This window comes from Arthrobacter wenxiniae (assembly GCF_013376105.1).
Classification (GTDB): domain Bacteria; phylum Actinomycetota; class Actinomycetes; order Actinomycetales; family Micrococcaceae; genus Specibacter; species Specibacter wenxiniae.
The window spans coordinates 19,040-44,591 of record NZ_JAAMFM010000034.1; the positions used below are offsets into that span (position 1 = coordinate 19,040).

The following is a 25,552-nucleotide window of genomic DNA, read 5'->3' on the forward strand; positions in this document are numbered from 1 at the left end:
GCTAAACGATTACGCGAAGTACGTGGGCGTGCGCGGCACGTATGGCGCCTCCAGCGCCTTGACCTCGTCCCCGGTGAGGTGCAGGTCAAGGGCGGCAACGGCGTCGTCCAGGTGGTGCGGCTTGGTGGCGCCGGAGAGGACCGAGCTGACCACGGGGTTGCGCAGCACCCAGGCCAGGGCCACCTGCGCCATGGACACGCCGCGCCCGGCGGCGATGCGTTCGACGGCGTCGACGATCGCCTTGTCGCTCTCCAGCCAGAGCGGGTTGCCGAACATGTCCGTGCCGGGATTGCTGCCGGCGCGCGTGGTGCCTTGCATGCCCCAGGGGCGGGCATTGCGGCCGGCGTTCAGCGGGCTCCACGGGATGCTGCCCTCGCCCTCGTCGGCGAGCAGGCCGAACATCTCCCGCTCCTCCTCGCGCTGGGTCAGGCTGTACTGGTCCTGCATGGAGATGAACCGGGTCCAGCCGTGGAGCGCGGCCGCGTGCTGCAGCTTGGCGAACTGCCACGCCCACATGGAGGACGCGCCGAGATAACGGACCTTGCCGGCCTTGACCAACGTCGTGGAGGGCCTCCATGGTTTCCTCGGCGGGGACGTCGGGGTCGAAGCGGTGGATTTGGAGGAGGTCGATGTAGTCGGTGTCCAGGCGGGCCAGGGATGCGTCCACCTGCTCGAGGATGGCCTTGCGGGACAGTCCGGAGCCGCCGGGGCCGCCGTGCATGGGCCAGAACAGCTTGGTGGCCAGGACAGTGTCCTCGCGGCTGCCGAACTTGCGGAGGGCGCGGCCGGTGATCTCCTCCGAGCTCCCCCGGCCGTAGACGTTGGCGGTGTCCCAGAAGTTGATGCCGAGGTCCACGGCCTGGCGGAAGAGGGGCTCCGCGGCGTTGTCGTCCAGGGTCCAGTCGCGGCCCGTGCCGGGCGCGCCGAAGCTCATGCAGCCGAGCGAGATCCGGCTGACCTTCAGTCCTGAGTTGCCGAGGCGGGTGTATTCCATGGTTGCTTCCTTTCGGGAGGGGTTTTGGCTGGCCGGGCCGCGATTTCCGCCGGCACGACCAGGGCCAGTGAGGCGGCGAGGCAGAGGGCCAGCATGATGCTGCCCGCGGTGAGGGCGGCGCTGACGTGGCCGGCCATGGCCGCCCTGTCCGTGCCGTTTCCTGTGGCGGTGGCCGCGGCGGCCGTGACAAGGACGGCCAGGCCCACGCTGCTGCCCAGCTGGTGGGCGGTGTTGACCAGGCCGGAGGCGGCACCGGCGTCGGCCGAGGTGACCCGGGCAATGCCGGCGGACGTCAGCGGCGCGAAGGCCAGCCCCTGCCCGGTGCCCAGCAGCACCATGGGCAGGGCGACGCCGGACATGTAGGAGCTGTCCACGGCGACGCGGCTGAGCCACACCATGCCGGCCAGCGTCACGGCAACGCCCGCGGCGAGCAGCGCGGCGTTGCCGAAGCGCGCGGTCAGGCGCGGGATGGCCATTGCGCCGGCGAAGTTGACCACGGTCATGGGGAGGAACGCCATGCCGGCCTGGAGCGGGTTGAAGCCGAGGACGTCCTGCAGGAACTGGGTGGTGAAGTAGAAGAAGCCGATCATGGCGCCCATGTAGAGCATGCGGGCCAGGTACGCGCCGGAGCGTTCCCGGCTGGCGAAGAGCCGCAGCGGCATGACGGGCTGCCCGGCCCGCCGCTCATTGGCCACGAACACGGCGAGCAGGACTGCGCCGGCGCCCAGGGCGAGGACGGTCCGGGGAGCCAGCCAGCCGGCGTCGGCCGAGCTGATGATGCCAAAGACCAGGGCGCCCATGCCGAGGGTGGCGGTGATGGCGCCGGCGCCGTCGAAGCGGCCGGGGGTGCGCGGGGACGCTGGGATGAAGCGGGGCGCCAGAAGGATCATGGCGGCGCCGATGGGGACGTTGATGAAAAAGCCGGCGCGCCAGGAGATCCAGTGGGCCAGCGCTCCGCCGATGACCAGGCCCAGGCTGGCGCCGATGCCGGCGGTGGCGCCGTACCAGGCGACGGCGGGGGTGCGCTCGCGGCCGGGGGCGAAGCTGGCGGTCAGCAGGGATAAGGACGACGGCGCCACGACGGCCGCGCCCACGCCCTGCAGCGCCCGGGCGCCGATGAGCCATTGGCCGCTGGGGGCCAGGCCGATCAGCAGGGAGGCGGCGGAGAAGACGGCCAGGCCGATGATGAAGATGCGCCGGCGGCCCAGGAGGTCGCCGGCCCGTGCGCCAAGGAGAAGCAGGCCGCCGAAGACGAGGGTGTAGGCGTCCTGCACCCAGACCAGGCCCGTGGCGGTGTAGCGCATCTCCGCCTGGATGCCGGGCAGGCCGGTGAAGATGATGGAGTTGTCGAGCAGGATCATGAAGTAGCTGACCAGGATGATGGCCAGGATGGCGGTGCTCTTGGTTGCTGGTGGGGCTGCGGTTGCGGTGCGGGGCACGCGGGTCCTTCGGGTTCACGGCCCGATTTTGGGGCCTTTTCGGAATCATTGGGCCGTTGCGTGGCGCCTCTTTACTTGGGCGCCTTGCTTTCGGCCTTGATTCCAGTGAACACTCTGGCGTGCCGGCGTGGCAGTGGCTGTTGGTGCAGGTACTGGGAGTACCCCTTTGAAGATCATTTGGCAGGATGGGGCATTTAGACAGCGCCATCGGCCAGATGGCATAGCTCTCAAGCGCGAACAAACCGGGGGACGCTGAATCCCCCATAATGCATATCCGCCGAATGTTAGATGTGCTCGAACATTTGGGGGAAAGATTAAACGGGGGCTTCAGAATCCAGAGTGTAGTTTCGGTCTGAATCGGTTGGATGCTGGGAGTGGCCCGGCGACATGGTTGGCGAGTTCCGGTACGCCCGCGCCGATCTGCGAAGGTCTTCCAGGCGGCCGGTGATGGTCCCTTTGCCGACCCGCCGGTTTGTCGCCATTCGGACACTATTGAGGCCACTCCGCCCCTGACCATGTCACCCGGCGTATTCGTCGTCAACGCTGGGAGGAGGTCCCGCCGTCGCACTTCATCCACGCCCGGCCGACGCACGGCGGCCTAGCTGTTCCGGCGTCCGCCCAGCCAGCTGACCATGGCGGGGTCGCGGTGGTCGAAGAAGAGGCTCGCGCCGGTGTCCAGGGTGGCGATCCGGCCCATCTGCTCCGCGGTGAGGGTGAAGCCGAAGACGTCGAAGTTCTGCGCGATGCGGTCCGGGCGGACCGACTTGGGGATGACGACGACGCCGCGCTGTGTCAGCCACCGGAGTACCACCTGGGCAACGGACTTCCCAAGGGCGTCGCCGATTTCGCTGAGGATCGGGTTGGTGAACAGGCCGTTCCTGCCCTCGGCGAAGGGGCCCCAGGACTCGATCTGCATGCCGCGCTCAATCATCAGGGCCTGGTCGCCGGCACGCTGGTGGAAGGGGTGGGTTTCGATCTGGTTGACGGCCGGGACGATCTCGTTGTGGTCGATGAGGTCGACCAGCCGGTCGGGGTGGAAGTTGGACACGCCGATGGCCCGGGCCAGTCCTTCCGCGTTCAGCTTCTGCATGGCGCGCCACTCGCTGTAGTAGTCGCCGAGGGGCTGGTGGATCAGGTACAGGTCGACGTAGTCCAGGCCCAGCCGGCGGAGGGAGTTGTCGAAGGAGAGCTTGGTGTCCTCCTCAACGCTGCCGGCGGGGGCGTGCTGGATCCACAGCTTGGTGGTGACAAAGAGGTCCTCCCGGGCAATGCCGCTGGCCTTGATCGCGGCACCGACGGCCTCCTCGTTGCCGTAGGCGGCCGCTGTGTCCAGGAGGCGGTACCCGGCCGCGAGCGCGGCTTCGACGGCGGCCTGGGTTTCGGCGTCGGGGATCTGGTAGACGCCGAAGCCGAGGATCGGCATCTGGACGCCGTTGTTGAGTGTCACGTTTTGCATGGTTTTCCCTTGATCGCGTGTGAACATGTCCTCCATCAAGAAAACCAGCCCCGGATCCCGCTGGGAAGTATCTGCCGTGCGGTGTACTGCCAGTTCCTGCTGGGCCCGGCACAACGACCGTTCCCACCGCTCAGCCACCACGACGCTGCGCAGCCAGCTGGAGCGAGGGGTCTTTGCGACCGGCACCCGCGGACACCCACGCCGACGCGGGCGCGCCGGCGGCGCCCAGGAATTTCCCGGTGCCGCCCCTGATGGTCGGCGTGAACGACGGGTCCATGCTGACCAGTCCGGCGAGCTGGACGGTGCCGCCGTCCCGGACCATGGTGGCGTTGGACTCGCTGAGCTTCTTCTGGTGGTCAACCACCACGGAGCTGACGTGCACCTGACCCGCCATGTTGCCGTCGACGTCGCTGGCAACGAAGGTGAGCGTGCCCGTCTTGTTCGACGCCGCCCGGACCCCGGCGGGTGCGGCGCTACCACCCCGGAATGGTCAATCGAGCGATGGACGACACACCGGCAGCGGCGGGCCAACCCTTGGCCTCATGAAGTTCTTGGGCCGCCACGGGCTCGACATGTTCCTTGTGGCGCTGGCCGCCGGCCAGGGTTCCGCAATCGTGATCGGCGACGCGCCCGCGGGATTCTCCGGCGGCGGCGTTGAGGGGGGGTCCCAAGTGTGGGAGCCCGGGGTGTGGGCGCCCGGGGTGTGGGCACCTTGGGTGTGGGCACCTTGGGCGTGGGCACCTTGGGCGTGGGCGGGCCGGGCCTGCTGGGGATGCGCGACAGGGCGCAGGCCGTGGTTTACGCGTACGGGACCGGGTTCATCCTGGCGGCAGGGCGTTAAGGTTTCCGTGGGCGGCTCCGTCGGCGCCGGAAAGTGGCAATCTCCTGAATATTCACCTTTATTCTGCGGGTAATCGCGTTGGCAGGCCCGGTCTCCCGGGTCTCGACGCGCTCGCAGGGCTCGCTGCTCGACCACCGGGGCGGCTCGACCACCCGGTCTCCCGGGTCTCGACGCGCTCGCAGGGCTCGCTGCTCGACCACCGGGGCGGCTCGACCACCCGGTCTCCCGGGTCTCGACGCGCTCGCAGAGCTCGCTGCTCGACCACCGGGGCGGCTCGACCACTGGGGCTCACCGCCGGCGGCGGCCCTCCCACAAACCGACCAAGAGCGGCACGATTGACCCCACCATCAGCACGCTGCCCAGCACGGCGTCGCTGGCCCTGACCACGGCGCCGGCGATGAGCAGGGCGCCGAAGACCAGCGCCCACCCGGCCCGCTGCGCCGAGCGGTTGAGCCGGACCAGCTGCCGTTCCAGGCGCGGGACGGTCACCGACAGCGAGCCGTCCTCAAGCCGGGTGACAAGGCCGTCCAGGCGCTTGGGCAGGCGCAAGGCGACGGACGCGGCGTCGAGCGCCTGCGCGGCCACGTCCTGCACAATGTTGCCGCGCTCGTCGTGCAGGAGCTGCGCCGCAAAGGGCTCCACCGAGTCCCACAAATTGAAGCGGGCGTCCAGCGAACTGCAGACGCCGGACGTCAGGGACATGGCGCGGACGATGAGCAGGAAATTCTCTGGCAGCTGGAACGGCAGGGAGCGGACCACGTCCCCAAACTCCAGCCCAAAATCGCGGAACTCCCGCGGGTCCACCTCGCGCAGCTCCGCAAAGCCCATCCCGCCAAACCGGGCGAAGAGGTGCGTCATGGCGCGCTCGAGCCCGGCGGTGTCGGCCGACTCCACCAGCACGCCCACCTCGCTGATGGCCGCCACCAGCCCCTTGCCGTCACGCGCGGCGGCCGCGATCAGCAGCTTACGCAGGCCGCTGCGTGTCTTCGGCGGGACCTCCCCCATCATGCCGAAGTCGATGAACGTCAGCTTCCACGGATGCTCCGCGGACGCATCCACGGCGGGGGTGATGAAAATGTTGCCGGGGTGCGGGTCGGCGTGGAAAAAGCCGTTCGTGAACAGCTGGTCGAACATGACGGACGCGAAAACCGGGGCAACCTCCGCCGGGTCGATGCCCGCCGCCAGCAGCCCCCGCGCGTCGGTGATCTTGATGGCCGTGACGTCCTCGAGGGTGAGCACGCGGCGGCTGGTCCGTTCCCAGACGACGGCGGGCACCGCCACCCGTGCGTCGTCCGCGAAGTCGACGGCAAAGCGCTCGGCGCCGGCGGCCTCGTGGTGATAGTCGATCTCCTCCAGGCTGGTCTTCGCAAACTCCTCGACCAGGGCTGGCGCGTCGGCGCGCCTGGACACGAAGCGGATGCGGCTGAGCCAGCCGGCCACCTTGCGCAGCGCGGCCAGGTCGACGTCCACAATGGCGCCGATGCCCGGCCGCTGCACCTTCACCACCACACTCTGCAGACCCGTGTCCGCGGCATCGCCGGGCCGCAGCTGCGCCCGGTGCGCCTGGCCCAGGGACGCGGCCGCGAGCGGCACCTCCTCGATCGAGGCGAACACGGCATCCAGCGGCGCACCCAGCTCCGCCTCCGCCAGGGCGCGGATGGCAGGGAACGGAACGGGCGGCACCTCGTCCTGCAGCCCGGCCAGCTCCTCGGTGATCTCCGGCGGGAGCACGTCCAGCCGGGACGACATGAACTGGCCCACCTTGATCATCAGCCCGCCCAGCTCCACCGCCAGCACATGAAAGCGCTCGGCAAAACGCCGCATCCTCGCGGGCCGCGTGCGGTTGGCAATCCGTACCAGCCCGATCCGCGGGAGCAGCAGCTCATACCACCACGTCACGGCCAGATGCCACGCCGCGAAGCGCAGGATGCGCCGGTACCGGGCCCGGGTGTCCCCCGCCCCAAGGCCCGGATCCGTGCGGCCGGCAGACTCCGACGCCAACCCCTTCAGTCCTGGGCGAGGATCGAGTACAGCCGCCGCCGGGCGTCTTCGAGCACGGCCACGGCCTCCTCGACCTGCTTCTTCGTCCCGGTGCGGCCCACCTGTGCCGCTGCCTGGGCAAGTTCGACGCCGGCCCTGGGCAGTGCGGCAAACCCGCCGCCCGACGCCGGCCCCGTCGACTCCCAGGGTGCCGTGCCCTCGGAATGGGCCACTTCTTCCCGGCCGGCGTCCGTCAGCGAGTAGACCTTGCGCCCGTTGGATTCCTCGGCAGTGATGAGGCCCTCGTCGGCCAGCAGCTGCAGTGTTGGGTAGACGGAGCCCGCGCTGGGCTTCCAGCTTCCGCCGCTGCGCTCCTCGATTTCGTGGATGATCTGGTAGCCGTGCATCGGCTGCTCCGCGAGCAGCGCCAGCACCGCGGTCCGCAACTCGCCCCGCCCCGCCCGGGTGCCGGTGCGCTTGTCAAACTTGGACCGCAGGTCCTCAACGGCCTGCCAGAGTCCGTCGAAGCCGGGCCCGCCAAATCCGCCTGTTTGGAATGAATTGTGCATCACGCTCTCCTTCATCAATCGCGAACGATATACAGCGATAGTTAACGATACGTCCGACCCCGGCTATAAATCCATAGTTTGTTTCACTCAAGTTTGAGGCACCGGATGATCCGTGATTACTTGCGATAGCGAGCGACATAGTCACTTGGTGCAGTCGCCCGACGGCTGGAATCACGCCCCTTGACATGCCCGGTGGCGTTGCCACCGTGGGGCCATGGCGGACACCGGCGGGTCCATCCCGTCCAGGCGCACCGTTCGCGTCCGCAGGATGTCAATCGCCTGCCAGCTCACGGCGGCCGGCCTGTTTGTGGTCCCGGCCGCCCTTCAGTTCGTTGCCTCGCTCCAGCGCGGGGTCTGGTTCAGCGGATCACGGGCGCCCGCCCAGGTCTCGATTGAGGACCACCGCTTTGACTACTACCGTGCGTGGGATCCCTGGGAGCACATCGGGACCGCGGGCCAGTTCTTCGGATCAGGGATCCTGCTCCAGGTGCTCGGCTTATTGGCCATGGCGGCCGGTGTCCTGGCCCAGCCGGTCGCGGCTGCTCGGCGTGTGACAGCAGCAGCCCTGGCCGCCGTCGAGTCGGTGCTCGTCCTCCTCGTCGCCGCGACGTTCGGGGTCATCGGGACGCATGCCCTCGTCTCGGGGATGAACGGCACGCCATCTCAGCTGCAAGGATCATCGGCACTGTTCCGGGCGCTGATGGTGGTGGGATCCGCCGGCCTGGTTTCCCTTGGGCCGCTCTGGCGGGCCAAGCTCCGCGCGGCCATGGCCGCGTGCGCCTTTCGGTTCGGCTCAACCGTGATGGGCTACTTGATAGCCACCTACGTCATGGCGCCCGTCATCAGCGGTGGCCAGCATGACACGGCCCCCGGGCCCGAAACGGTTGTCGCGGCGTCAACGGGCCTGGCGGGTGTGGCAATGCTGTTCGCCGTCAGCGCGCTGGCTGGCCGGGGGCCGGCGGTTCCGCCGGCCTTCGGCGCAGCAGGAAACCGCTCAACACCGCCGCCACGGCTATGAGGAGCGCGAGCGTCCCCAGCCCGGCGGCGAGGCCGGCTGCCGTGGCAACGGCGCCGACTATCAGCGGTCCCCCGGCGTCGCCGACTTCCCTGCCGATTTCGGCGGCGCCCATGGTCCGGCCCATCCGCTCCGCCGGCGTCGTGCTGGCGAGATGCGCGAAGCCAAGCGGCGTGGTGATGCCAATCCCGAAGCCGACGACCACCGCGGAAACGTACAGCGTTGCCGGCAGCGGAAGTACGGCCAGCAGCCCGAGTCCCGCCGCGATCATGGCCAGCCCCAGCCCCATGCCGCGCGGGGCGGAAAGGCGCCCGCGGTCCCGCATCCTGCCGGCCAGCGGCTGGGTCAGCGTGGAGGAAAGCGCGAGGAGGGCCACCACGGCCATGCTGGCGAACAAGTTCAGGTGCAGGCCGCTGCCCAGCAGCGGCAGGAAGCCGACGGCCGCGCCCAGTGCTCCCGTGGCGCCGGCCAGCGCCAGGGTGGGCACCAGGAAGGAACGCCGGGTGCTTTGGCGCAGCAGCTCGGCCACGGTGTAACGAGGGCGCGGGAGGACCGGCAGCCAGGGCATGGCAATCCAGACCCACACGGCAGCCACGGCCGAGATGACGGCCATGGACCAGAACAGTGCCGGGAAGCCGCCGGCCCAGATAAGCCCGGCGCCGATCAGCGGGCCCAGCACATAGCCCATCCCCTTCCACGAACCGTACCTGCCGAAGTAGCGGCCCGCCGCTTCCGGGCCCGCCAACCGCGCCACCGCCGCCGAGGAGGCCGGGGAGAACGCGGAGGCGGCCGCGCCCTGGCCCAGACGGGCCAGCCCCAGCATGAGGGGGGTGGCCGACGTCGTACCCAACAACGACGCGAGCGCGAAGCCCACCAGGCCGGCGACGATGACCGGCTTGGCGCCGATCCTGTCGCTGAGGGATCCGAAGAGGGGCTTGAGGACCACCTCCGCGACGTCGTACAGGGCCAGCAGCACTCCAAAGGTGAGCAGCCCCAGCCCGATGCCGCCGCTTTCCGCACCGAGCCCTGCGGCTATGCTGTGGGCGCCGAAGGCCGTGGTGAATCCCGCGGCGTAGAGCGGGGCCAGGGTCCGGGCCGAGGGGCTGGTCCCTGGTCCCGACACCGCGCCGACGGCAGCTTTTCTGCGCAACGGGGCGCTCATTCGGAGGGGTCCCGGGGTCCGCCCGGCGAAGCGGCACCTGAAGGGCCGCCACCACCCGCCGCGCCGTGCACGGCCTGGTACACCTGCTCGGCATAGCCGTCCAGGGCGGAGACGCAGGCGCGCAACCGGGTGTCCGCGGCCCTGGCCTGCGGCAGTTCCAGGACGTCGCGCTTCTTCAGGTCGCGGTACCAGCGGCGCAGTCGTTCCAGGCTCTGCTCCTCCTCCTCGAGCTCGGCGAAGGTGAACTTCCGCTTGTCGATCTCCTTGGCGATCTCGGCCTCGAACTTGCCGCAGTCGGCCGTGAACTCGGCCCATTCATCCACGCGCACCGCGGTGAACGCGTCGCGGAGCATGGCGGCCGAGGCCTCATCGCGCGGGGACGCGTCCAGGACGGCCAGGGTCCCGCCGCCCTTGCGGCACAGCTCGCCGGCGCGGTCCAGGTCCGCCTGGAAGGCCGGGCCCGCGGGCAGCGCCCAGGCCCCGGAGGCGACCGGCACGGCGCCGGCCTTGCGAAGCTGGCGCCACACGGCCACGCGGTGCCGGGACGGTTCGGAAGGAACCTGAGGCAGGATCAGGACCCACCGGATATGTTGTGTCACAATGGGAATTGTAACAGTCGTTACGATTCGGAGGAGCGATGGCCAAGTCAATTTCCAAAAGCACGCCCCTGAACACAACGTTCAGGGTCAGTCTGGTCTTGAAGGGACTGGACGGCGTGCTGGAACTCGTGGGCGGGATGCTCCTGCTGCTGGTTTCGCCCAGCCACATGAACTCGGTGGTCCGGTTCCTGACACAACACGAACTCTCCGAGGACCCCCACGACCTGGTGGCCACAACGCTGGTGCACCTGGCAGGAAGCCTGACCGTCTCCGCCACCTTGTTCGGGGCCATCTACCTCCTGCTGCACGGCCTGGTGAAGGTGGCGCTGGTTTGGGCGGTCTTGAGGGACAAGCTCTGGGCATATCCGTGGATGGTCGCGTTCCTGCTGGTCTTCATCGCCTACCAGGGCTACGAACTGGTGGTTTCCTTCACCTGGGGCATGGCGCTGCTGACCGCCTTTGACATCTTCATCGTTTGGCTCACGCTGCACGAGTACCGCGAGCACCGGGAGCGGAAGGCCCACCGCAGGGATGAACGACAGCCGCCCACCCAGAATTTACGGGAATACCCCTAGGGGGTATTGTATTTTTATTGTCAATGAAGTAGTCCGTCCCCGGCCAATGCTCGTTCCGGCCGCCGCCACCGTTCAACCCGCAACGCATGAGTTCACCTCGTTCAAGGCCGGTGTGGCTACGCCCGGGAAATCCGCCTCCGGGAGTGGAAAGCACGCCGCCCAAGCGGACCACGGGAGCGTCATGGACCACGACGACCATGCCGGGCACACGGCCGGCCAGCATGCCGGGCACAGCACGGCCATGTTCAAGAACCGTTTTTGGCTGACACTGCTCCTCTCCGTCCCGGTGGTGTTCTTCAGCCCCATGGCGGGGCACTTGCTTGGCTACGCCACACCGCGGTTCCCCGGCTCCGCGTGGATCCCGCCGCTGCCCGGGACCGTGATCTTCGTCCATGGAGGCCAGCCGTTCCTCAAGGGCGGTTGGCAGGAGCTCAACGCCCGGCAGCCGGGCATGATGCTGCTGATCTCCATGGCCATCATGCTGCTGGGCCACTGGATCGAAATGCGCGCCCTGGGTTCCGACCCCGGAGCCCTTGACGCCCTCGCCGTGGGCGACCCTGTGGTGGCGGGGACCGTCGCCACGGACAATTCCCTGCGCGTCAGGGTCACCGCCGTCGGTGCCGGGACTGACGTGGCCATGGAATCAGCCGGGGTGGCGCCGGCCGGCAACGACCCCCGGGCCGTTCTGTCCATGGCGGACCTCTCCCACGCCAGCTACCGCAAGTGGTGGCAGAACCTCGTGTGGGCCACGGGCTACGAGGCCATCTCCGTGCCCCTTGGCCGCCGGTGTGCCCGCCTCGGCCGGAGTGGGGCTCTCCCCGCGGAGGTCCGGTAATTCGGCTTGGTGCAGCCGGCCTCGTAGAGTGCTCGACCAGCCGACCCCCTTGCCTCCCACGGAAAGGATCCGCCGTGCCCGCACTCCGTCATCTGCCCGCGGCGGGGTCCGTGCTGCGCTTGGGCGGCCTGCTGGTCAGGGTCCTTGCCATGATCGCGGGGATCCCGGGCATGCACGTGACCGGCGGTCCGGCAGCGGCCATGGTTCCCGCCGGCCGCTGTTCCCACCCGAATTGAGATAGCGTCCAGCTGCGCGCCGTCCGGCAGCCCCGGCCCCATGGCAGTGCACGGCGCCTGTGTGCTGTCCTTCGGAGTCGGGGCTGTGTCCGTGTCCCCGTCCGGAACCATCGCCAAACCCGCTGACGTCATGTTTGCCCAGATGATGGCCAACCACGAGGGCGCCGTTGAGATGGCCACAACCGAGGTCGGCGGCGGCACGAACGCCGACGCCGTCGTGCTGGCCAAGGGCATCGTTGCCCCGCAGGAAACTGAGATCAAGGCCATGAAGCACTTGCCCGCCGCACTCTAACGGCCCCATGCGGTCCTCTTGAGGTGGTGGTTCCGCAACCGTGTGGAGCCACCACGTCGCATCCATTCCAAGCCCCCGGGGGGCGCACAGCTCGGTCATGTCCACGGCATCAGCGTGGATCCGGCCACGAGCAGGATCTTGCTCGCCACCCACAACGGCCTCTTCGACGCCGGGAAAACCTGGCATGTCGTGTCCCGTGCAGGCGAGCAGGACTTCCAAGCCCCGCCGGTCAGCGGCAACGGCCTGGCCGGCTTCGACGGGCAGCTGCGCACCTCCGTTGACGGGATCATGTGGACGAAGCCCACAGCAACGTTTGCCCTGGCCGTGCTGGCGGGGAGCCCGGCGTCCGCCGTCGTCCTGGCCACCACACACGAGGGCCTGCAGAGGTCAACCGACCACGGAAACGCGTGGCACCTTGCCGAAGGGGCCCCGTCATGCAGTTTGTTGCCTTCGCTTCCGGCAGCGACACGGCTCCCGCGATCGCCGCCGGCCGGGACTGGATCCGCGGCGAACTGCCCATGATGGAGTCGCGCCAGCGGGCGCCTCGGTTCCGGCCGCGGAGGCCGCCCGGTCCCGGGCCATGGAGCGGGAGTGGCAGCGAGCGCAGCTCCCCGCGGCCATCCGCGAACTGGTGCTCGGGGACCAGCAAAACCGCAGCGCCATCTGCTGGCACGCCTTCGACGGCTGAGTGGGCCCTACAGCACCTTGGACAGGAATGCCTTGGTGCGCCCGTGCTGCGGGTTGGAAAGCACCTCGCGGGGGTTGCCGGATTCCACCACCACGCCGCCGTCCATGAACACGAGCGAGTCGGCCACCTCGCGTGCAAAGCCCATCTCGTGCGTCACCACGATCATGGTCATGCCGGTGCTGGCGAGTTCCTTCATGACATCGAGCACCTCCCCCACCAGCTCGGGGTCCAGCGCGCTGGTCGGCTCGTCAAAGAGCATCAGCTTGGGGTCCATCGCCAGCGCCCGGGCGATGGCCACCCGCTGCTGCTGGCCCCCGGACAGGTGGGCGGGGTAGTGTCCGGCCTTGTCGCCCAGCCCCACCCGCTCCATGAGTTCGACGGCGCGCTTGCTCGCCTTTGCCTTTGACATCCCCTTGACCCGCATGGGGGCCTGGATGATGTTCTCCAGCGCCGTCAGGTGGGGGAAGAGGTTGAAGCGCTGAAACACCATGCCGATCTCGCGCCGCTGGAAGGCGGCCTCCCTGGGCCTGAGCTCATAGAGCTTTTCGCCCTTTTGGCGGTATCCCACCAGCTGCCCCTCGACGGACAGGCGGCCGGCGTCCACCCGTTCCAGGTGGTTGATGCAGCGCAGGAAGGTCGACTTGCCGGACCCGCTGGGGCCCACCAGGCACAGCACTTCGCCGGTGTTGACGGTCAGGCTGATGCTTTTGAGCACCCGGTTGGATCCGAAACTCTTGGAGACGCGGTCCGCGTGGACCATGGGCGTGCCGTTCATTGCTTGTCTGCCTTCCGCTGCCCGGAACCGCGGGCAAACCGCTTTTCGATGAAATGCTGGCCCACCATCAAGACCGAGGTGAACAGCAGGTACCACAGGGAGGCCACAATCAGCAGCGGCACCGGCGTGAACGTCACGGCGGAGATGCCCCGCGACACCCCATACAGGTCGATGCTCAGTGGAATGGCCGCCACCAGGGACGTTGTCTTGAGCATGGAGATGACCTCGTTGCCCGTGGGCGGAATGATGATCCGCATGGCCTGCGGCACTACCACGAAACGCATCGTCTGGCCCCACGACATCGCCAGGGCCCGTGATGCCTCCTCCTGTCCCTCGTCGACTGAGAGCAGGCCCGCGCGGACAATCTCGGACATGTAGGCGGCCTCGTTGAGGGCCAGGCCAATCACCGCCGTGACGAACAGGTTCGTGAAAATGTCGTTGTGGAAGGAGACCCACGGCGCCATGAACGGCACGCCGATGGTCAGGACGGGGTAGATCAGCGAAACGATGCCCCAAAAGACCAGCTGCACATAGACCGGCGTGCCGCGGAAGATCCAGATGTACAGCCAGGCGACGCTCTTCACCACGGGGTTCGGGGAGAGCCGCATGATGGCCAGCAGCAGGCCAAGGACAATGGCAATGACCATGGCGTAGACCGTCAGCTGGAGCGTGACCAGGGCGGCCTGGCTGATCCTCTTGTCGAAAACATACTTGCCGACGTCGGCCCAGCCAAAGTCTTCGCGCTGGGCCGCGTCCAGGACAAACACGGCCAGCATGAGGACCAGGACCACCGCGACCAGGACCCGCCACGGGTGGCGCAGCGGGATCGCCTTGATGGCCTCCCCCTCCTGGTCGGCAGCCAGCGGCCCGCTCCCCGCCGCGGCCGGGGCGCCCTGCCCGGGAGCATCCTGCCCGGGAGTATTCAGCACGGGCTAGCCCTTCGCAGCCACGTTGATGGTTGCCGTTTTCACGCCACCGCTTTCCACGCCCCACTTCGCGAGGATCCGGGCGTAGCTGCCGTCGTCGATCAGGGACTGCAGGGCCTTCTGAAGCACCGGCTTGAAGGCGGAGTCCTTGGCCACCGGCATGCCGTACGGGGCAACCTCGAATGCGTCGCCGGCAGTCTGGAGCTTCTTCTTCGTCTGCGAAATCGCATACAGGGTGACCGGCGAATCGGCGCTCATGGCGTCAACCTGCCCCACCACCAGGGCGTTTGTTGCCTGGTCCTGCGCATCGTACTTGAACACGGTGATGGCGGGCTTCCCGGCGTCGGTGCAGGCCTTGGACTTGGCGGGGACCTCATGGGTGTCCTCATAGGTCGTGGCCTGCACGGCCACCTTGAGTCCGCAGGCGTTGTTGGGGTCGACGGTCTTGCCCGCCGGGGACGCCCACTGGATGCCGGCCGAATAGTAGTTGACGAAGTCGACCTGCTTTTCGCGTTCCACGGTGTCCGTGAAGGATGACATGCCCATGTCGTCCTTGCCGGCCTTGATGGCGGGCAGGATGTTGTCAAAGGTGCCGATGTCGAAGTTGACCTTCAGGCCCAGGACCTGGCCCAGGGCATTCGTCAGGTCCACCGACCACCCTGCGGGCTGGCCGTTGGCGTCCTTGAATTCATTCGGCGGGTAGTTGTTGGCCATGCCAACGTTGAGGACGCCGGCGCTCTTGATTTTCTCCGGAAGGGCGGCCGCGATGGCGCTGTCCTTCTGGACGACGGCGTCCTCCGGGGCCGCCGCGCTGCCGCTGCCGGGCGCGGACGCGCTGTTGTCGACGCAGCCCGTCAGCATCAGGGCGGCGACCGCGGCTGCGGCGGGAAGGAGGTAGATGCGGCGCATGGTGAAGTCCTTAATTCTTGGTGTTGCCGGACAAGCCGGAGGGTGGGTACGCTTCCGCCCGGACCAAAAAATGATGGTGCGGGACCGAACCTCTCCCCCAGGGTTCGGCGTTAGGTGAAGCATCTCCACGGATCACGGTGCGCGGCGCGTCGGCGAAATTGCCTGTTGTCCGGGTCACACCGGGCCACCCGTTGAATCCAAACATACAGGCATGGCCCATCAACCGGGCCCCAGCCACTGGGTTTCGACAGGCTCAACCACCGGGCGCGGTAGCCTGACAAGCAGGTACGACCACCATGCGCAGCTGACGAAAGCAGGCACCCATGCCCCACTTCGACCTGGTCATCATCGGCACAGGCTCCGGCAACTCCATCCCCGGACCGGAATTCGACGACTGGTCCATCGCCATTGTCGAGGACGGCCTCTTCGGCGGCACCTGCCTGAACGTGGGCTGCATCCCCACCAAGATGTTCGTCCACCCGGCGGAGCTGGCCGACGCCGCCCGCCACGGCAGGGCGCTGGGCGTCAACGCTCAGCTGAACTCCGTCGACTGGCCGGGCATCCGCGACAGGATTTTCGGCCGCATCGATGCCATCGAGGCCGGCGGGCGGCGGTACCGCGAGGGCCCCGAGTGCCCCAACACCACCGTCTTTGCCGGGCGCGGGCGGTTCACCGGGCCCAAGGCGCTCCACATTGACCTGCACGACGGCGGCACCTCCTCGGTGACCGCGGACAGGTTCGTCCTGGCGGCAGGTTCGCACGCCGTGGTCCCCGACATTCCCGGACTCGCCGACGGCACGGTCCCGTTCCACACCTCGGACACCATCATGCGCCTGGACCGCCTGCCGGCGAGCATCGCCATTCTGGGCGGCGGCTACATCGCCGCCGAGTTCGCGCACGTGTTCTCCTCCTTTGGCGTGGCCGTCACCCAGATCGCCCGGGGGGCCAGGCTGCTCAAGTCCCAGGACCTCGACGTGTCCGCCCAGTTCACCAAGGAGGCCGCGGCGCGCTACCAGGTCCTGCTCAACACCAAGGTGGGCGGCGTGGCAAAGGCGGGTGACGGCGTCGAACTTCAGGTGGAGGGGCCGGACGGCCAGCACGCCATCAAGGCGGAGCTGCTGCTCGTGGCCACGGGCCGACGCCCCAACGGGGCGGGCCTGGACGTGGGGAAGACCGGGGTGGGGCTGGACGGGCACGGCCGCGTGGTGGTGGATGAGTTCCAGCGCACCTCCGTGGACGGAATCTACGCGCTGGGCGACGTCTCCTCCCGGTACCAGCTCAAGCACGTGGCCAATCACGAGGCGCGGGTGGTCAGGCACAACCTGGCCCACCCGGACGCGCCCATCAGCTCCGACCACCGCTTTGTGCCGGCCGCCGTGTTCTGCGACCCGCAGATCGCGTCCGTCGGCATCACGGAGGCGCACGCGGTCAAGGCGGGCATCCCGCATGCTGTCAAGACGCAGCTGTACGGGGACATCGCGGCGGGTTGGGCGCGTGAGGACACGGGCCACTTCCTGAAGGTGATTGCGGACCCGGCGACGGGACTGCTGCTGGGCGTGCACGCCATCGGCCCGGAGGCCGCCACGGTGATCCAGCCGCTGATCCAGGCCATGCACTTTCGGCAGACGGCCCACGATGTGGCGCGGAAGCAGTACTGGATCCACCCCGCGCTGTCCGAGCTCGTGGAAAACGCGCTGCTGGGCCTGCCGGAGGCGACCGGAAGATGACGCACAGCACTGCCATGCCGACGCCTGCCCGCGAGCGCCTCGCACAACTTCTTGCAGACGTTGGGCCGGGCGGCTCGGACAGCGCCGTAACGTCAAGGTAGCCGCGAGCGCGCACCCCGGCCGCACTTTGCCACCCGATTCTGCGCTGACGTGCCGGAGCTAGGCCAGGCCGAGGGTGTCAATGATATTCCGGGCAATGTCCGCGGGGGCGGGGCCAATGTCGAACCGGGCCCCGGGTTCGTCCGGGCCCGGTTCCTCGAGGGCGGCGAACTGGCTTGCCAACAGCTCCGGAGGCATGAAATGGCCGTGCCGCGACGCCAGCCGGGCCGCAATGGTCTCCTGCGTCCCGGCCAGGAAAACAAACTCGACCCCGGAGCCCCGGCGGTTGATCACCTCCCGGTAGGAGCGTTTAAGCGCCGAGCACGTAATGACGCCGTTTTCCCGCCGGTCGAGGCGCTCCCCGACCCACTGCGCCACTTTCTCCAGCCACGGCCACCTGTCGTCGTCATTCAGCGGGTGCCCGGCAGCCATTTTGTCGATGTTTGCCTGGGGATGCAGGGCATCGCCTTCCTCAAACGGCCAGCCCAGGCGGTCGGCCAGGAGGGCCGCCACCGTGGTCTTGCCGCAGCCTGAAACGCCCATGACCACCAGCACCACGGGTTCGGCTGCATTTTCGTGGACGGGCTCCGGGATCTGCATGCTCCGATCATTGCACCACGGACCCGGCGGTGTCTGCACCAGGCGTGTCGGCCCGGCGCCGGAGGCAAAGGCCACGCACACCCGCCCCGTGCCATAGGGTGGGGACAATGCACACTTTTGACGCCGCCCCGCCCACGCAACCGGCCGCCGAGGACGCACCTGACGGATTCGTCCGGGTACGGGGCGCGCGCGAGAACAACCTGAAGAATGTCGACGTCGATGTTCCCCGCGATGCCATCGTGGCCTTCACCGGTATTTCCGGCAGCGGCAAGTCCTCCCTGGCCTTCGGGACCATCTTTGCCGAAGCCCAGCGCCGCTATTTCGAGTCCGTGGCGCCGTACGCGCGCCGGCTGATCCAGCAGGGCAACAATCCCAGGGTGGAGGCGATCACGGGACTCCCGCCCGCCGTGGCATTGCAGCAGCGCCGCGGCACGCCGAGTGCGCGCTCCTCGGTGGGAACGGTGACCACGCTGTCCAACTCCCTGCGCATGCTCTTTTCCCGGGCCGGCGACTACCCCGAAGGCGCCGGGATCCTGTATTCGGATTCCTTCTCCCCCAACACGGCCACCGGCGCGTGCCCGGTGTGCCACGGCCTGGGCACGGCACACACGGTCAGTGAACAATCTCTCGTGCCGGATCCGACGCTGAGCATCCGCGACGGGGCGGTCGCCGCCTGGCCGGGCGCCTGGCAGGGGAAGAACCTGCGGGACATCCTCAGCCACCTCGGCTACGACGTCGACGTGCCTTGGCGGGAGCTGCCGAAGAAGGACCGGGACTGGATCCTTTTCACCGAGGAACGGCCCGTCGTGGAAGTCACGCCGAAGCGCGACAGGGTGGAAAAGCCCTACAAGGGACAGTTTTGGAGTGCCCGCAGCCACGTCCTGCACACCCTGGCGGACTCCAAGAGCGCTGCCATGCGCGACCGCGCCCTGTCCTTCATGCATTCCGGCCCGTGCCCCAACTGTGCCGGCAGCGGACTCAAGCCCGACGCCCTGGCCGTGACGATCGACGGGCGCAACATCGCCGCCATGAATGCGCTGTCCCTGACGGAGCTCGCGGCCGCCCTGCAAACGTCCGGCACCGCCGGTCCGCACGCGGACGGCTCCCGGGAGGCCGTTGCCGACGCCATTTCCAAGGACCTGCTCCAGCGCGTGGGCGTGCTCGTGGACCTGGGGCTGGGCTATCTCAGCCTGGGACGCGCCACTCCCACGCTCTCCCCCGGCGAGATGCAGCGGCTGCGCATTGCCACCCAGCTGCGCTCCGGGCTTTTCGGGGTGGTCTATGTTCTGGACGAGCCTTCGGCCGGCCTGCATCCCGCCGACGCCGAGCCCCTGTTGGAGGTGCTGGTCCGGCTCAAGGCCTCCGGCAACACCGTGTTCCTGGTCGAGCACAACATGGATTTGGTGCGCCGTGCGGACTGGCTGGTGGATGTGGGCCCCCGCGCCGGGGACGACGGCGGCCAGGTCCTCTACAGCGGGCCGGTGGCGGGCCTGGCTGATGTCCAGGAATCCGTGACCCGGCCCTACCTGCTTGGGGGGCCCACGCCGTCGCTTCCCCCTCGCCCCGCTGACACGGACGACGACGGCACCCCGCCTTCCCCGGACGACCGCGCCGAAGGGGACCGCCGGGCCGCCCGCGGCGGCCTCCAACTCAACGGCATCACGCTGCACAACCTCCAGGACCTTGACGTCACCGTCCCGCTGGGCGTCCTCACGTCCGTGACAGGGGTGTCCGGTGCGGGGAAGTCGACGCTGTTGGAGGTGGTCTCCCGCGCCGTCGACCCGCGGCCGCGCCCCGGGGCGGCAGATGGACCGGAGGAGCCGTCCGGTCCGGCCGGTCCGGCCGGCGTCGCGCGGCAGCTTCCCGTTGCCGCGGTGCCCGGTCTCGAGGTGGTGGACAGGCTGGTCCAGGTGGACCAGCGGCCCATCGGCCGCACCCCCAGGTCAAACCTGGCAACCTACACGGGCCTGTTTGATTCCGTCCGCCGCGAATTCGCGGCCACGGAGGCGGCCCGCGCCCGCGGCTTCACGGCCAGCCGGTTCTCCTTCAACGTTGCCGGCGGCCGGTGCGAAAATTGCCTTGGCGACGGATGGGTGGCGGTGGAGCTGCTCTTCCTGCCGGGAAGCTACGGGCCGTGCCCGGTCTGTCACGGCGCCCGGTTCAATGATGAAACCCTCGAGGTGGAGTACCGCGGCAGGAACATAGCCGGCGTGCTGGGCCTGAGCGTGGACGCAGCCTCCGACTTCCTGACGGACATCCCCGCCGCCGCCCGCAGCCTGGCAACCTTGCGCGAGGTGGGCCTTGGCTATCTGCGCCTCGGCCAGCCCGCCACGGAACTGTCCGGCGGCGAGGCACAAAGGATCAAACTGGCCACGGAACTCCAACGGGCCCGCCGCGGCCACACCCTCTACCTGCTGGACGAACCGACCACAGGGCTCCACCCGGCCGATGTCCGCCTGCTGCTGCGCCAGCTCAACCGCCTGGTCGATGCCGGCAACACAGTGGTGGTGGTGGAACATGACATGGACGTGGTGGCCGCTTCCGACTGGGTGCTGGACATGGGCCCGTCCGGAGGCGCGGCCGGGGGCCGGGTCATGGCCGCCGGCACGCCGGAAGACGTAGCCGCCGACGCCGGCAGCCGAACCGCGCCGTACCTCGCCAAGGCGCTGGCGGACGGTGGCGCGGGACGCGGGGCGTAGTGTGGCCGCAACAGTCCTGACGGCCACGGCTCTGGTGCGGCGCGGGCCGGTGTGTTTTGCTTGTCTTGGCCCATGCGGACCGCGCCGTTATTTGTCCATCCGCACCAAAGGAGAACACCAATGACCCTGCCCACAGAACTCACCGCAGGTACCTGGACGCTCGACCTTGCCCACAGCGAGATCGGCTTCACGGTCCGCCATGCGGGCATCAGCAAGGTCCGCGGCCGCTTCACGGACGCCACGGCCGAGGCCCGGGTGGGCGACTCGCTGGCCAATTCGACCCTGCACGCCGTAGTGAAGACCGCCAGCTTTGATTCCGGCGACGCCAACCGGGACCAGCACGTCCGCGGCGCCGACTTTTTCGACGTCGACCAATACCCGGAAATGAAGTTCCGGGCCACCAGCATCGAAGGCTCCGGTGAGGAGTACACGCTGACCGGCGACCTCACCATCCGCGACATCACCAAGCCCGTGGAACTGGAAGTGGAATTCACCGGCGTGGCCGTGGATCCCTTCGGCGCCACCCGCGCCGGGTTCACCGCCGAAACCGTGATCAGCCGCAAGGAATTCGGCCTGACCTGGAACGCCGCCCTCGCAGCCGGCGGCCTCCTGGTCAGCGACAAGGTCAAGATCGAACTCGACGCCGCGCTGGTCAAGCAGGCCTGACGGCGGGCGCCATCGCCATCAACTCCGAACTGCCCGAGGCAGACGCCGGGGACGCCTTCAAGGCTTTCAATGGAGGATCCTGACACCGGAGAACTGGGACCTGGCCTCACGTCGGCGGCTGAGGTGTCCGCCTTGGCGGCAGCGAGCCGGTGCGCGGCAATTACGCGGGAGTTCGGGCGGTAAGGGACTTAATGGTGGCGGGAAGAGCCTTTGCCGCGTCGGACTCCGTGAGCCGACCTGCCCGAATTTCCGCCGCCGCGCCGTGAAGCAGGGAGAAGAAGCACCCGGTGAGCCACTGGGAGGTCAGGTCGGTCCGAAAGATGCCGGCCTCCTGGCCCCGTTCGATCAGCGCCCTGACGCGCAGCAGGGTGGCGTCATGGTGCTCGCGAATGCGGTCGGATCCCAAGTCATCGTCGGCCACCGCCAGCAGCCCGTGGAAATTGTCCACTATCCGCCAGGAGGACCGGACGAGCAGGTCGAGCGCTTCGGAGGGGTCGCCGTCGAGCTTCAGCGGAGCAAGTTCCTCCTCAACACGGCGCATGGTTTGGGCCGCGGCCGCGTCAAGCAGTTCCCCGCGCGACGAGAAATGGCCGTAGAGGGTCACCCGGCCCACCCCCGCCGCCTGCGCGATTTCGGTCATGCTGGCCCTGGCATTGGCTGCGAGGCAGGCCGATGCTGCGTCGAGGATTGCCGCGCGATTGCGTTGGGCGTCGGCCCGGCGGTTCTGGCCGGCCGGTTCTTCGGTCATGGACTCCAACTCCTCTCCAACTGTCCTGCAGGTTGTATCACCGCGGCGGAGCTACGTTGTGCCGCCGTGGCCCAGAAAGGCGCGGATTGTGTGGGCCATGGCCTTGGACTGCGTCCAGTGCAGGTAATGCCCGCCCTTGAGGACAACCAGTTCATGGTGCCTGACGTTGGCCAGCTGGCGTTGGTGCGCGCCGAGCCGGTCCGCATTCTGGTCAATGCTGTCCTGGGACAGGAAGTCCAGCACGGGAAGGCTGTCGGCATACCGGACATCCCGGAGTTTCGCAGCGTTCTCTCCCACCCTAAGGGTTTCGCCGGTGACGGCCTGGTTCCCAAAGGTCCAACTGGTCAGCTGGCGCATTTTTTGGCGTTCAGTTTTGGTGAAGCCCCCTCCCGCTGGCTCTCCATAGCCAAGGGCGGTGGACCAGCGGACCAAGCCCGTGGTCGATGGGATATGTGCCCAGGAGTACTTCCGGGCCGGCGCCACGGGTGCGGTTGGCGTTTTGCCTGTGGTGGTTTTGCTGGCCGGAACGGTGGGGTCGAGGCCGACGACGCTGGAGACTTCCCACTGTTTGGAAGCCGCCCAGTTCCCGGATCAGCGGGGCAAAGTCCAGCGCCGGGGCCGGGGTCCCCAGCCCGCTGAGGAACACTATCGTCGGACCGGTGCGGCCGCTCCGGGAGACGTTGATGGAGCCTTCCTTGATCTGGACCTTCTCCCCGCAGGGGGCGGCGTGGGCCTTCCCACCCCCTTCCAACATGAGGTTTGCAGCGGTGGAAAGGAGCAGCAGTGCGGCGAGGGACATCGCCACAGCCCCTGCCGCCTTCAGGGTCCGGCGGCGCGGACGCGGGTGGGGACGTTGATCGGGGGCCAAGGGGGTGCGGTGGGAGAGTGGGCGCGATGGCATGACAGGACTCCAGGAAGTACGGGGGATTTAGGTGTGCGGTGCGATGTCTCCGCGCTGAAATGCCGTCCGGTGGGCCGTTTGCGGGCATGGATAAATCACACAATGGTGTTTGAGTAAATAAAAGTGTCCCTACTCCACGCTTCGAACCCCGCGACACCAACCGGGTTACGGGCACCGCTTGGCGTCCCAAGCTGGCGCATCCAGGCCCACCAGGTCCGCGCTGACGCGCCAAAGCCGCGCCGCCGCCCCCTCGTCATGGGACCGGACGAAGGATTTGCGGCCCTTTCCGTGGGCGAAGCAGCAGCCCGTCACCCCCTCCAGTTCGGGCGCGGTCGCCAGCAGCACCGAAGTCGCCGCGCCGCGCCGGGGAGTTCATGAGGGGCCGCAGGAAGGGATCCGGCAGACGTTGGATGGTGCCGGGATCCCCGGCCCCGCATTGGAGTGTTCGCCCTGCAGGTCGCCGAAGTCAATCCGCCCCAGCGCCTGCGCGTTGGGCGCCACCGTGTCGACCCGCGCTGTGTCCGCTTCCAGCATCCGCTCCATCAGCAGGTTCGCGAGCGGGAACGGCGCCAGGAGCTCCCCCACCAGGCGCCGCACAGTTCCGCCCGGCTCAGGCGGCTTCGGGCCCCGCCACGCGGGCTGGAGGATCGAACGGCCCCTGGTCCAGGCGGAACGTCGGGTACTTGTCCGTCATCATCCACCGGGACAGCCCCGGGTCGAGCTGCCCGGCCAGTTGTGCGGGCATGGAGACCCCGCTTCCGGTCCTCCCTGCCTCCGTCGGCGAGCCCGGGCTGATGCCCCGGCCGAGCCAGGCGGCCCCGAGAAGGATCACGGTTGCGCCGAGGGCCATTCCGAGCAACGTCCAGGGAAGGGGAAGGGACGTGCCCAGCGCCCCCAGCGAGGCCGCACCCAGGAGGGCGCCGGCGACGAGTGCGAACATGTGCATCCCCGGCATGCGGCCCGCAGGCGGGCCCGGCTTTGAGGGGTTTCAAACGGAACCGATGTTGACATGGCTTGCTTCTTTCATGGGGTGTTGGGGGTGCAGGCACGAAAGGCCTGCCGTTGGACTGCCGTTGCATGGCTGTTGACGCGCCGAGTGGACAGCCGTTCTTGGCGCGCCGGGCAGCGGCCTATTGAGGTGGCGGGATGGTGATGGCGACTTTTCCGCGCACCTGTCCGGACTCGAAATAGCGCATGGCGTCCTGCACCTGGTCTAACGGGAAGGCCCGATCCAGGCACGGCCGCACCTTTCCCGCGACGATCAGTTCCGTGAGCTGTTCACGGTCCACGGCCCGGCCAAACCACTTCTCAGCTGGATCGGCCGAACCCCCGGTACCTGCGGACCCACGTGCGCCCAACCGTCCCACTGCCGTTTCGCACGATGGACGACGGCGGACGGCACCAGGATGAAAACCTTGTTGGCGGCGCCAGCTTCCTGCCCGTTGACATGCAAGTGGCTGCTTGCCTAAGCTGGGGCCATGGGCGACGTTTTTAAGGCATTGGCAGACGAAACACGCCGCGCCATCCTTGATGAATTGGCTGAGCGGGACGATCAGACACTGTTTGAGATCTGCTCCCGGCTGGCCATGAACCACGGCCTGGGGTCCACGCGGCAGGCGGTTTCGCAGCACTTGGACGTGCTGGAGGAAGCCGGCCTGATCCACAGTGAACGCCGCGGCCGCTACAAATTCCACACGCTTGACACCTCACCGCTCGCGCAGATCGCCGAGCGCTGGCACCCAAAGGACTCGCCATGAAAATCACCCTCTTGAGCATCTTTGTCGACAACCAGGATGCGGCACTGGCGTTCTACATCGAAAAGCTCGGCTTCCTGCCGGCCGCCGACGTCCCGATGGGTGAGCACCGCTGGCTCACAGTGGTCTCACCGGAGGCCCCGGACGGCACGCAGATTGTCCTGGAGCCCTCCGACCACCCGGCCGTCAAGCCGTTCCGGGACGCCATCGTTGCCGACGGGATCCCGTTCACGTCGTTCGGTGTGACGGACGTGCAGGCCGAATACGACCGACTGCTCGCGATGGGTGTGACGTTCACGCAGGCGCCCCTGGTCCAGGGACCGGTCACGACGGCGGTCCTGGATGACACCGTCGGCAACCTCATCCAGATTGCTGCCATGGCCGGCGCGTAGACGTTCCGGTGATCGATCTGGTCCCGTTTGCCGGGGGCCGCCCGTCCAAGCATCGCTCGGTTGCAAGCGGGGCGCTTTCCTCCACCGCTCGGTTGCAATCGGGGCACTTTCCTCCACCGCTCGGTTGCAAGTGGGGGTGAATGCTGGAACGCTCCCGCAATCGCTGTGAGTGCAGTCCCTGGTGGGTGGGCCCGGCGGACGGGCCTGTCGAGATCCCGTGGCCGGGCTTGTCGGATGCCCCCGGTTGTACACGTCCGGCGGGCGGGGCCCGCCGCACCCTTGCTACAGGTGGCCGGGCCCGGTGACCAGCAGCGTCGAGGTCCAGGCCAATGCCCCGAAGATTACGCCCGGGACAACCGGGCCGGGCGGGCCGGGGCCGGCGTGGCCGGGCCCTGGACGGGGCTTTTCTGGTGGTGCTCCCTGCACAGGGGGACCCACACAAAAGGTAGTACACATATTCGAATAATCATCTGGTTTTGTCGGTGGCACCCCGTAATGTGGGGGACATGGAAGCAACGGCACGGACACCGGGACACCCCGGATCCACACGGGAGGGCAGGGACGGCGGCGGGCACGTCCGCCGCCTCATCGCCCTGGCCGAAACCCTGGCCCGCGCCGCCACCACCCCGTCCACCGGACCGTCCCCCCGCCCCGGCGCCGGTTCCGGTCCCGGCG

The 25,552-nt window shown here is 68.3% G+C and carries 29 protein-coding genes and 2 pseudogenes; 12 read left to right on the forward strand and 19 right to left on the reverse strand.

What is annotated here, in order from left to right; all coding sequences use genetic code 11:
- Positions 1-9 precede the first annotated feature (9 nt).
- The 5 genes and pseudogenes from G6034_RS20350 to G6034_RS16855 all read right to left on the reverse strand — a co-directional run bounded on the left by G6034_RS20350 (position 10) and on the right by G6034_RS16855 (position 4,271).
- Complete coding sequence (locus G6034_RS20350; RefSeq protein ID WP_343038129.1) at positions 10-558, reverse strand: aldo/keto reductase; 549 nt, start codon at positions 556-558, stop codon at positions 10-12.
- A gap of 58 nt (positions 559-616) precedes the next feature.
- Positions 617-994: pseudogene (locus G6034_RS20355) on the reverse strand (aldo/keto reductase); the annotation flags it as partial.
- Positions 961-2,433, reverse strand: a complete 1,473-nt coding sequence (locus G6034_RS16845) for an MFS transporter (protein WP_343038130.1) — start codon at positions 2,431-2,433, stop codon at positions 961-963. The gene G6034_RS16845 and the pseudogene G6034_RS20355, both read right to left, overlap by 34 nt.
- 598 nt (positions 2,434-3,031) lie before the next feature.
- The gene (locus G6034_RS16850) at positions 3,032-3,889 is read right to left on the reverse strand and encodes an aldo/keto reductase (protein WP_176636272.1); all 858 of its coding nucleotides are present in this window, start codon (positions 3,887-3,889) and stop codon (positions 3,032-3,034) included.
- A gap of 130 nt (positions 3,890-4,019) precedes the next feature.
- Complete coding sequence (locus G6034_RS16855; RefSeq protein ID WP_176636273.1) at positions 4,020-4,271, reverse strand: hypothetical protein; 252 nt, start codon at positions 4,269-4,271, stop codon at positions 4,020-4,022.
- A 306-nt stretch (positions 4,272-4,577) separates the two neighbouring features.
- On the opposite strand from G6034_RS16855, the gene G6034_RS16860 reads away from it, so the two are divergent.
- Positions 4,578-4,730 (forward strand): hypothetical protein, encoded by a 153-nt coding sequence (locus tag G6034_RS16860; protein WP_176636274.1) that lies wholly within the window; start codon positions 4,578-4,580, stop codon positions 4,728-4,730.
- Between the two features lie 288 nt (positions 4,731-5,018).
- Here G6034_RS16860 and G6034_RS16865 read toward each other — a convergent pair whose 3' ends face one another.
- Complete coding sequence (locus G6034_RS16865; RefSeq protein WP_176636275.1) at positions 5,019-6,731, reverse strand: ABC1 kinase family protein; 1,713 nt, start codon at positions 6,729-6,731, stop codon at positions 5,019-5,021.
- A gap of 5 nt (positions 6,732-6,736) precedes the next feature.
- The gene (locus G6034_RS16870; protein WP_176636276.1) at positions 6,737-7,279 is read right to left on the reverse strand and encodes a PadR family transcriptional regulator; all 543 of its coding nucleotides are present in this window, start codon (positions 7,277-7,279) and stop codon (positions 6,737-6,739) included.
- Between the two features lie 214 nt (positions 7,280-7,493).
- Here G6034_RS16870 and G6034_RS16875 point away from each other — a divergent pair, with 214 nt between their 5' ends.
- A complete protein-coding gene (locus tag G6034_RS16875) occupies positions 7,494-8,297 on the forward strand; it encodes a hypothetical protein (RefSeq protein ID WP_176636277.1) in 804 nt (267 codons plus the stop codon).
- On the opposite strand, the gene G6034_RS16880 is transcribed toward G6034_RS16875, so the two are convergent.
- Both G6034_RS16880 and G6034_RS16885 read right to left on the reverse strand, forming a co-directional pair.
- Complete coding sequence (locus G6034_RS16880) at positions 8,212-9,417, reverse strand: MFS transporter (RefSeq protein WP_343038132.1); 1,206 nt, start codon at positions 9,415-9,417, stop codon at positions 8,212-8,214. The genes G6034_RS16875 and G6034_RS16880 overlap by 86 nt on opposite strands.
- Positions 9,418-9,452: 35 nt before the next feature.
- On the reverse strand, positions 9,453-10,055 hold the full coding sequence (locus tag G6034_RS16885) for a Chromate resistance protein ChrB (RefSeq protein WP_343038131.1): 603 nt from the start codon (positions 10,053-10,055) through the stop codon (positions 9,453-9,455).
- Between the two features lie 38 nt (positions 10,056-10,093).
- Here G6034_RS16885 and G6034_RS16890 point away from each other — a divergent pair, with 38 nt between their 5' ends.
- The 5 genes and pseudogenes from G6034_RS16890 to G6034_RS16910 all read left to right on the forward strand — a co-directional run bounded on the left by G6034_RS16890 (position 10,094) and on the right by G6034_RS16910 (position 12,515).
- Complete coding sequence (locus G6034_RS16890) at positions 10,094-10,630, forward strand: DUF2127 domain-containing protein (RefSeq protein WP_176636279.1); 537 nt, start codon at positions 10,094-10,096, stop codon at positions 10,628-10,630.
- A gap of 46 nt (positions 10,631-10,676) precedes the next feature.
- Positions 10,677-11,342 (forward strand): annotated as a pseudogene (locus G6034_RS16895) (hypothetical protein); the annotation flags it as partial.
- A 197-nt stretch (positions 11,343-11,539) separates the two neighbouring features.
- Positions 11,540-11,701 carry a hypothetical protein gene (locus tag G6034_RS16900; protein WP_176636280.1) on the forward strand — a complete coding sequence of 54 codons (162 nt, stop codon included), beginning with the start codon at positions 11,540-11,542 and terminating at the stop codon, positions 11,699-11,701.
- A gap of 40 nt (positions 11,702-11,741) precedes the next feature.
- Positions 11,742-11,993, forward strand: a complete 252-nt coding sequence (locus G6034_RS16905; protein WP_176636281.1) for a DUF305 domain-containing protein — start codon at positions 11,742-11,744, stop codon at positions 11,991-11,993.
- Between the two features lie 114 nt (positions 11,994-12,107).
- Positions 12,108-12,515, forward strand: a complete 408-nt coding sequence (locus G6034_RS16910) for a beta propeller repeat protein (protein ID WP_176636282.1) — start codon at positions 12,108-12,110, stop codon at positions 12,513-12,515.
- A gap of 173 nt (positions 12,516-12,688) precedes the next feature.
- Here G6034_RS16910 and G6034_RS16915 read toward each other — a convergent pair whose 3' ends face one another.
- From G6034_RS16915 to G6034_RS16925, 3 genes are read right to left on the reverse strand one after another with little or no spacing between them, the layout of a single operon-like run.
- Positions 12,689-13,456 (reverse strand): amino acid ABC transporter ATP-binding protein, encoded by a 768-nt coding sequence (locus tag G6034_RS16915; protein WP_281375514.1) that lies wholly within the window; start codon positions 13,454-13,456, stop codon positions 12,689-12,691.
- Positions 13,453-14,385, reverse strand: a complete 933-nt coding sequence (locus tag G6034_RS16920) for an amino acid ABC transporter permease (protein ID WP_425485539.1) — start codon at positions 14,383-14,385, stop codon at positions 13,453-13,455. The genes G6034_RS16915 and G6034_RS16920 overlap by 4 nt, the downstream gene beginning before the upstream one ends.
- A 3-nt stretch (positions 14,386-14,388) precedes the next feature.
- Positions 14,389-15,291 (reverse strand): ABC transporter substrate-binding protein, encoded by a 903-nt coding sequence (locus G6034_RS16925; protein WP_176636283.1) that lies wholly within the window; start codon positions 15,289-15,291, stop codon positions 14,389-14,391.
- Between the two features lie 323 nt (positions 15,292-15,614).
- Here G6034_RS16925 and G6034_RS16930 point away from each other — a divergent pair, with 323 nt between their 5' ends.
- A complete protein-coding gene (locus G6034_RS16930; protein ID WP_176636284.1) occupies positions 15,615-17,018 on the forward strand; it encodes a mycothione reductase in 1,404 nt (467 codons plus the stop codon).
- Positions 17,019-17,177: 159 nt separating this feature from the next.
- On the opposite strand, the gene G6034_RS16935 is transcribed toward G6034_RS16930, so the two are convergent.
- Positions 17,178-17,717 (reverse strand): gluconokinase, encoded by a 540-nt coding sequence (locus tag G6034_RS16935; RefSeq protein ID WP_176636285.1) that lies wholly within the window; start codon positions 17,715-17,717, stop codon positions 17,178-17,180.
- 107 nt (positions 17,718-17,824) lie between these two features.
- On the opposite strand from G6034_RS16935, the gene G6034_RS16940 reads away from it, so the two are divergent.
- Complete coding sequence (locus G6034_RS16940) at positions 17,825-20,416, forward strand: excinuclease ABC subunit UvrA (RefSeq protein ID WP_176636286.1); 2,592 nt, start codon at positions 17,825-17,827, stop codon at positions 20,414-20,416.
- A 120-nt stretch (positions 20,417-20,536) separates the two neighbouring features.
- Positions 20,537-21,082, forward strand: coding sequence for a YceI family protein (locus tag G6034_RS16945; RefSeq protein WP_176636287.1), 546 nt, complete (start codon positions 20,537-20,539; stop codon positions 21,080-21,082).
- Positions 21,083-21,242: 160 nt separating this feature from the next.
- Here G6034_RS16945 and G6034_RS16950 read toward each other — a convergent pair whose 3' ends face one another.
- The 6 genes from G6034_RS16950 to G6034_RS19580 form a co-directional block, all read right to left on the reverse strand.
- Positions 21,243-21,830, reverse strand: coding sequence for a TetR/AcrR family transcriptional regulator (locus G6034_RS16950; RefSeq protein WP_176636288.1), 588 nt, complete (start codon positions 21,828-21,830; stop codon positions 21,243-21,245).
- Positions 21,831-21,881: 51 nt separating this feature from the next.
- Entirely contained in the window at positions 21,882-22,187 is a 306-nt protein-coding gene (locus G6034_RS16955) for a hypothetical protein (protein ID WP_176636289.1), read from the reverse strand.
- Between the two features lie 10 nt (positions 22,188-22,197).
- Positions 22,198-22,629, reverse strand: a complete 432-nt coding sequence (locus G6034_RS16960; RefSeq protein ID WP_176636290.1) for a hypothetical protein — start codon at positions 22,627-22,629, stop codon at positions 22,198-22,200.
- A gap of 474 nt (positions 22,630-23,103) precedes the next feature.
- Positions 23,104-23,316, reverse strand: coding sequence for a hypothetical protein (locus G6034_RS16965; RefSeq protein WP_218064008.1), 213 nt, complete (start codon positions 23,314-23,316; stop codon positions 23,104-23,106).
- A gap of 25 nt (positions 23,317-23,341) precedes the next feature.
- Positions 23,342-23,671 carry a hypothetical protein gene (locus G6034_RS16970; protein ID WP_176636292.1) on the reverse strand — a complete coding sequence of 110 codons (330 nt, stop codon included), beginning with the start codon at positions 23,669-23,671 and terminating at the stop codon, positions 23,342-23,344.
- Between the two features lie 190 nt (positions 23,672-23,861).
- A complete protein-coding gene (locus G6034_RS19580; protein ID WP_218064009.1) occupies positions 23,862-24,020 on the reverse strand; it encodes a zinc-binding dehydrogenase in 159 nt (52 codons plus the stop codon).
- A 189-nt stretch (positions 24,021-24,209) separates the two neighbouring features.
- On the opposite strand from G6034_RS19580, the gene G6034_RS16980 reads away from it, so the two are divergent.
- Positions 24,210-24,488, forward strand: coding sequence for an ArsR/SmtB family transcription factor (locus G6034_RS16980; RefSeq protein WP_176636293.1), 279 nt, complete (start codon positions 24,210-24,212; stop codon positions 24,486-24,488).
- Positions 24,485-24,877: a VOC family protein gene (locus tag G6034_RS16985; RefSeq protein WP_176636294.1), complete on the forward strand. Its 393-nt coding sequence runs from the start codon at positions 24,485-24,487 to the stop codon at positions 24,875-24,877. The genes G6034_RS16980 and G6034_RS16985 overlap by 4 nt, the downstream gene beginning before the upstream one ends.
- Positions 24,878-25,552: the final 675 nt, after the last annotated feature.

Excerpts from the sequence above, each read along its gene's own strand:
- G6034_RS16955 (WP_176636289.1), bottom strand. The coding sequence starts at position 22,187 with ATGCGCCAGCTGACCAGTTGGACCTTTGGGAACCAGGCCGTCACCGGC.
- G6034_RS16870 (WP_176636276.1), bottom strand. The coding sequence starts at position 7,279 with ATGCACAATTCATTCCAAACAGGCGGATTTGGCGGGCCCGGCTTCGAC.
- G6034_RS16890 (WP_176636279.1), top strand. The coding sequence starts at position 10,094 with ATGGCCAAGTCAATTTCCAAAAGCACGCCCCTGAACACAACGTTCAGG.
- G6034_RS16930 (WP_176636284.1), top strand. The coding sequence starts at position 15,615 with ATGCCCCACTTCGACCTGGTCATCATCGGCACAGGCTCCGGCAACTCC.
- G6034_RS16945 (WP_176636287.1), top strand. The coding sequence starts at position 20,537 with ATGACCCTGCCCACAGAACTCACCGCAGGTACCTGGACGCTCGACCTT.
- G6034_RS16925 (WP_176636283.1), bottom strand. The coding sequence starts at position 15,291 with ATGCGCCGCATCTACCTCCTTCCCGCCGCAGCCGCGGTCGCCGCCCTG.
- G6034_RS16980 (WP_176636293.1), top strand. The coding sequence starts at position 24,210 with ATGGGCGACGTTTTTAAGGCATTGGCAGACGAAACACGCCGCGCCATC.
- G6034_RS16905 (WP_176636281.1), top strand. The coding sequence starts at position 11,742 with ATGGCAGTGCACGGCGCCTGTGTGCTGTCCTTCGGAGTCGGGGCTGTG.
- G6034_RS16850 (WP_176636272.1), bottom strand. The coding sequence starts at position 3,889 with ATGCAAAACGTGACACTCAACAACGGCGTCCAGATGCCGATCCTCGGC.
- G6034_RS16950 (WP_176636288.1), bottom strand. The coding sequence starts at position 21,830 with ATGACCGAAGAACCGGCCGGCCAGAACCGCCGGGCCGACGCCCAACGC.
- G6034_RS16935 (WP_176636285.1), bottom strand. The coding sequence starts at position 17,717 with ATGCAGATCCCGGAGCCCGTCCACGAAAATGCAGCCGAACCCGTGGTG.
- G6034_RS16875 (WP_176636277.1), top strand. The coding sequence starts at position 7,494 with ATGGCGGACACCGGCGGGTCCATCCCGTCCAGGCGCACCGTTCGCGTC.
- G6034_RS16985 (WP_176636294.1), top strand. The coding sequence starts at position 24,485 with ATGAAAATCACCCTCTTGAGCATCTTTGTCGACAACCAGGATGCGGCA.
- G6034_RS16940 (WP_176636286.1), top strand. The coding sequence starts at position 17,825 with ATGCACACTTTTGACGCCGCCCCGCCCACGCAACCGGCCGCCGAGGAC.
- G6034_RS16915 (WP_281375514.1), bottom strand. The coding sequence starts at position 13,456 with ATGAACGGCACGCCCATGGTCCACGCGGACCGCGTCTCCAAGAGTTTC.
- G6034_RS16970 (WP_176636292.1), bottom strand. The coding sequence starts at position 23,671 with ATGTTCGCACTCGTCGCCGGCGCCCTCCTGGGTGCGGCCTCGCTGGGG.
- G6034_RS16960 (WP_176636290.1), bottom strand. The coding sequence starts at position 22,629 with ATGTCCCTCGCCGCACTGCTGCTCCTTTCCACCGCTGCAAACCTCATG.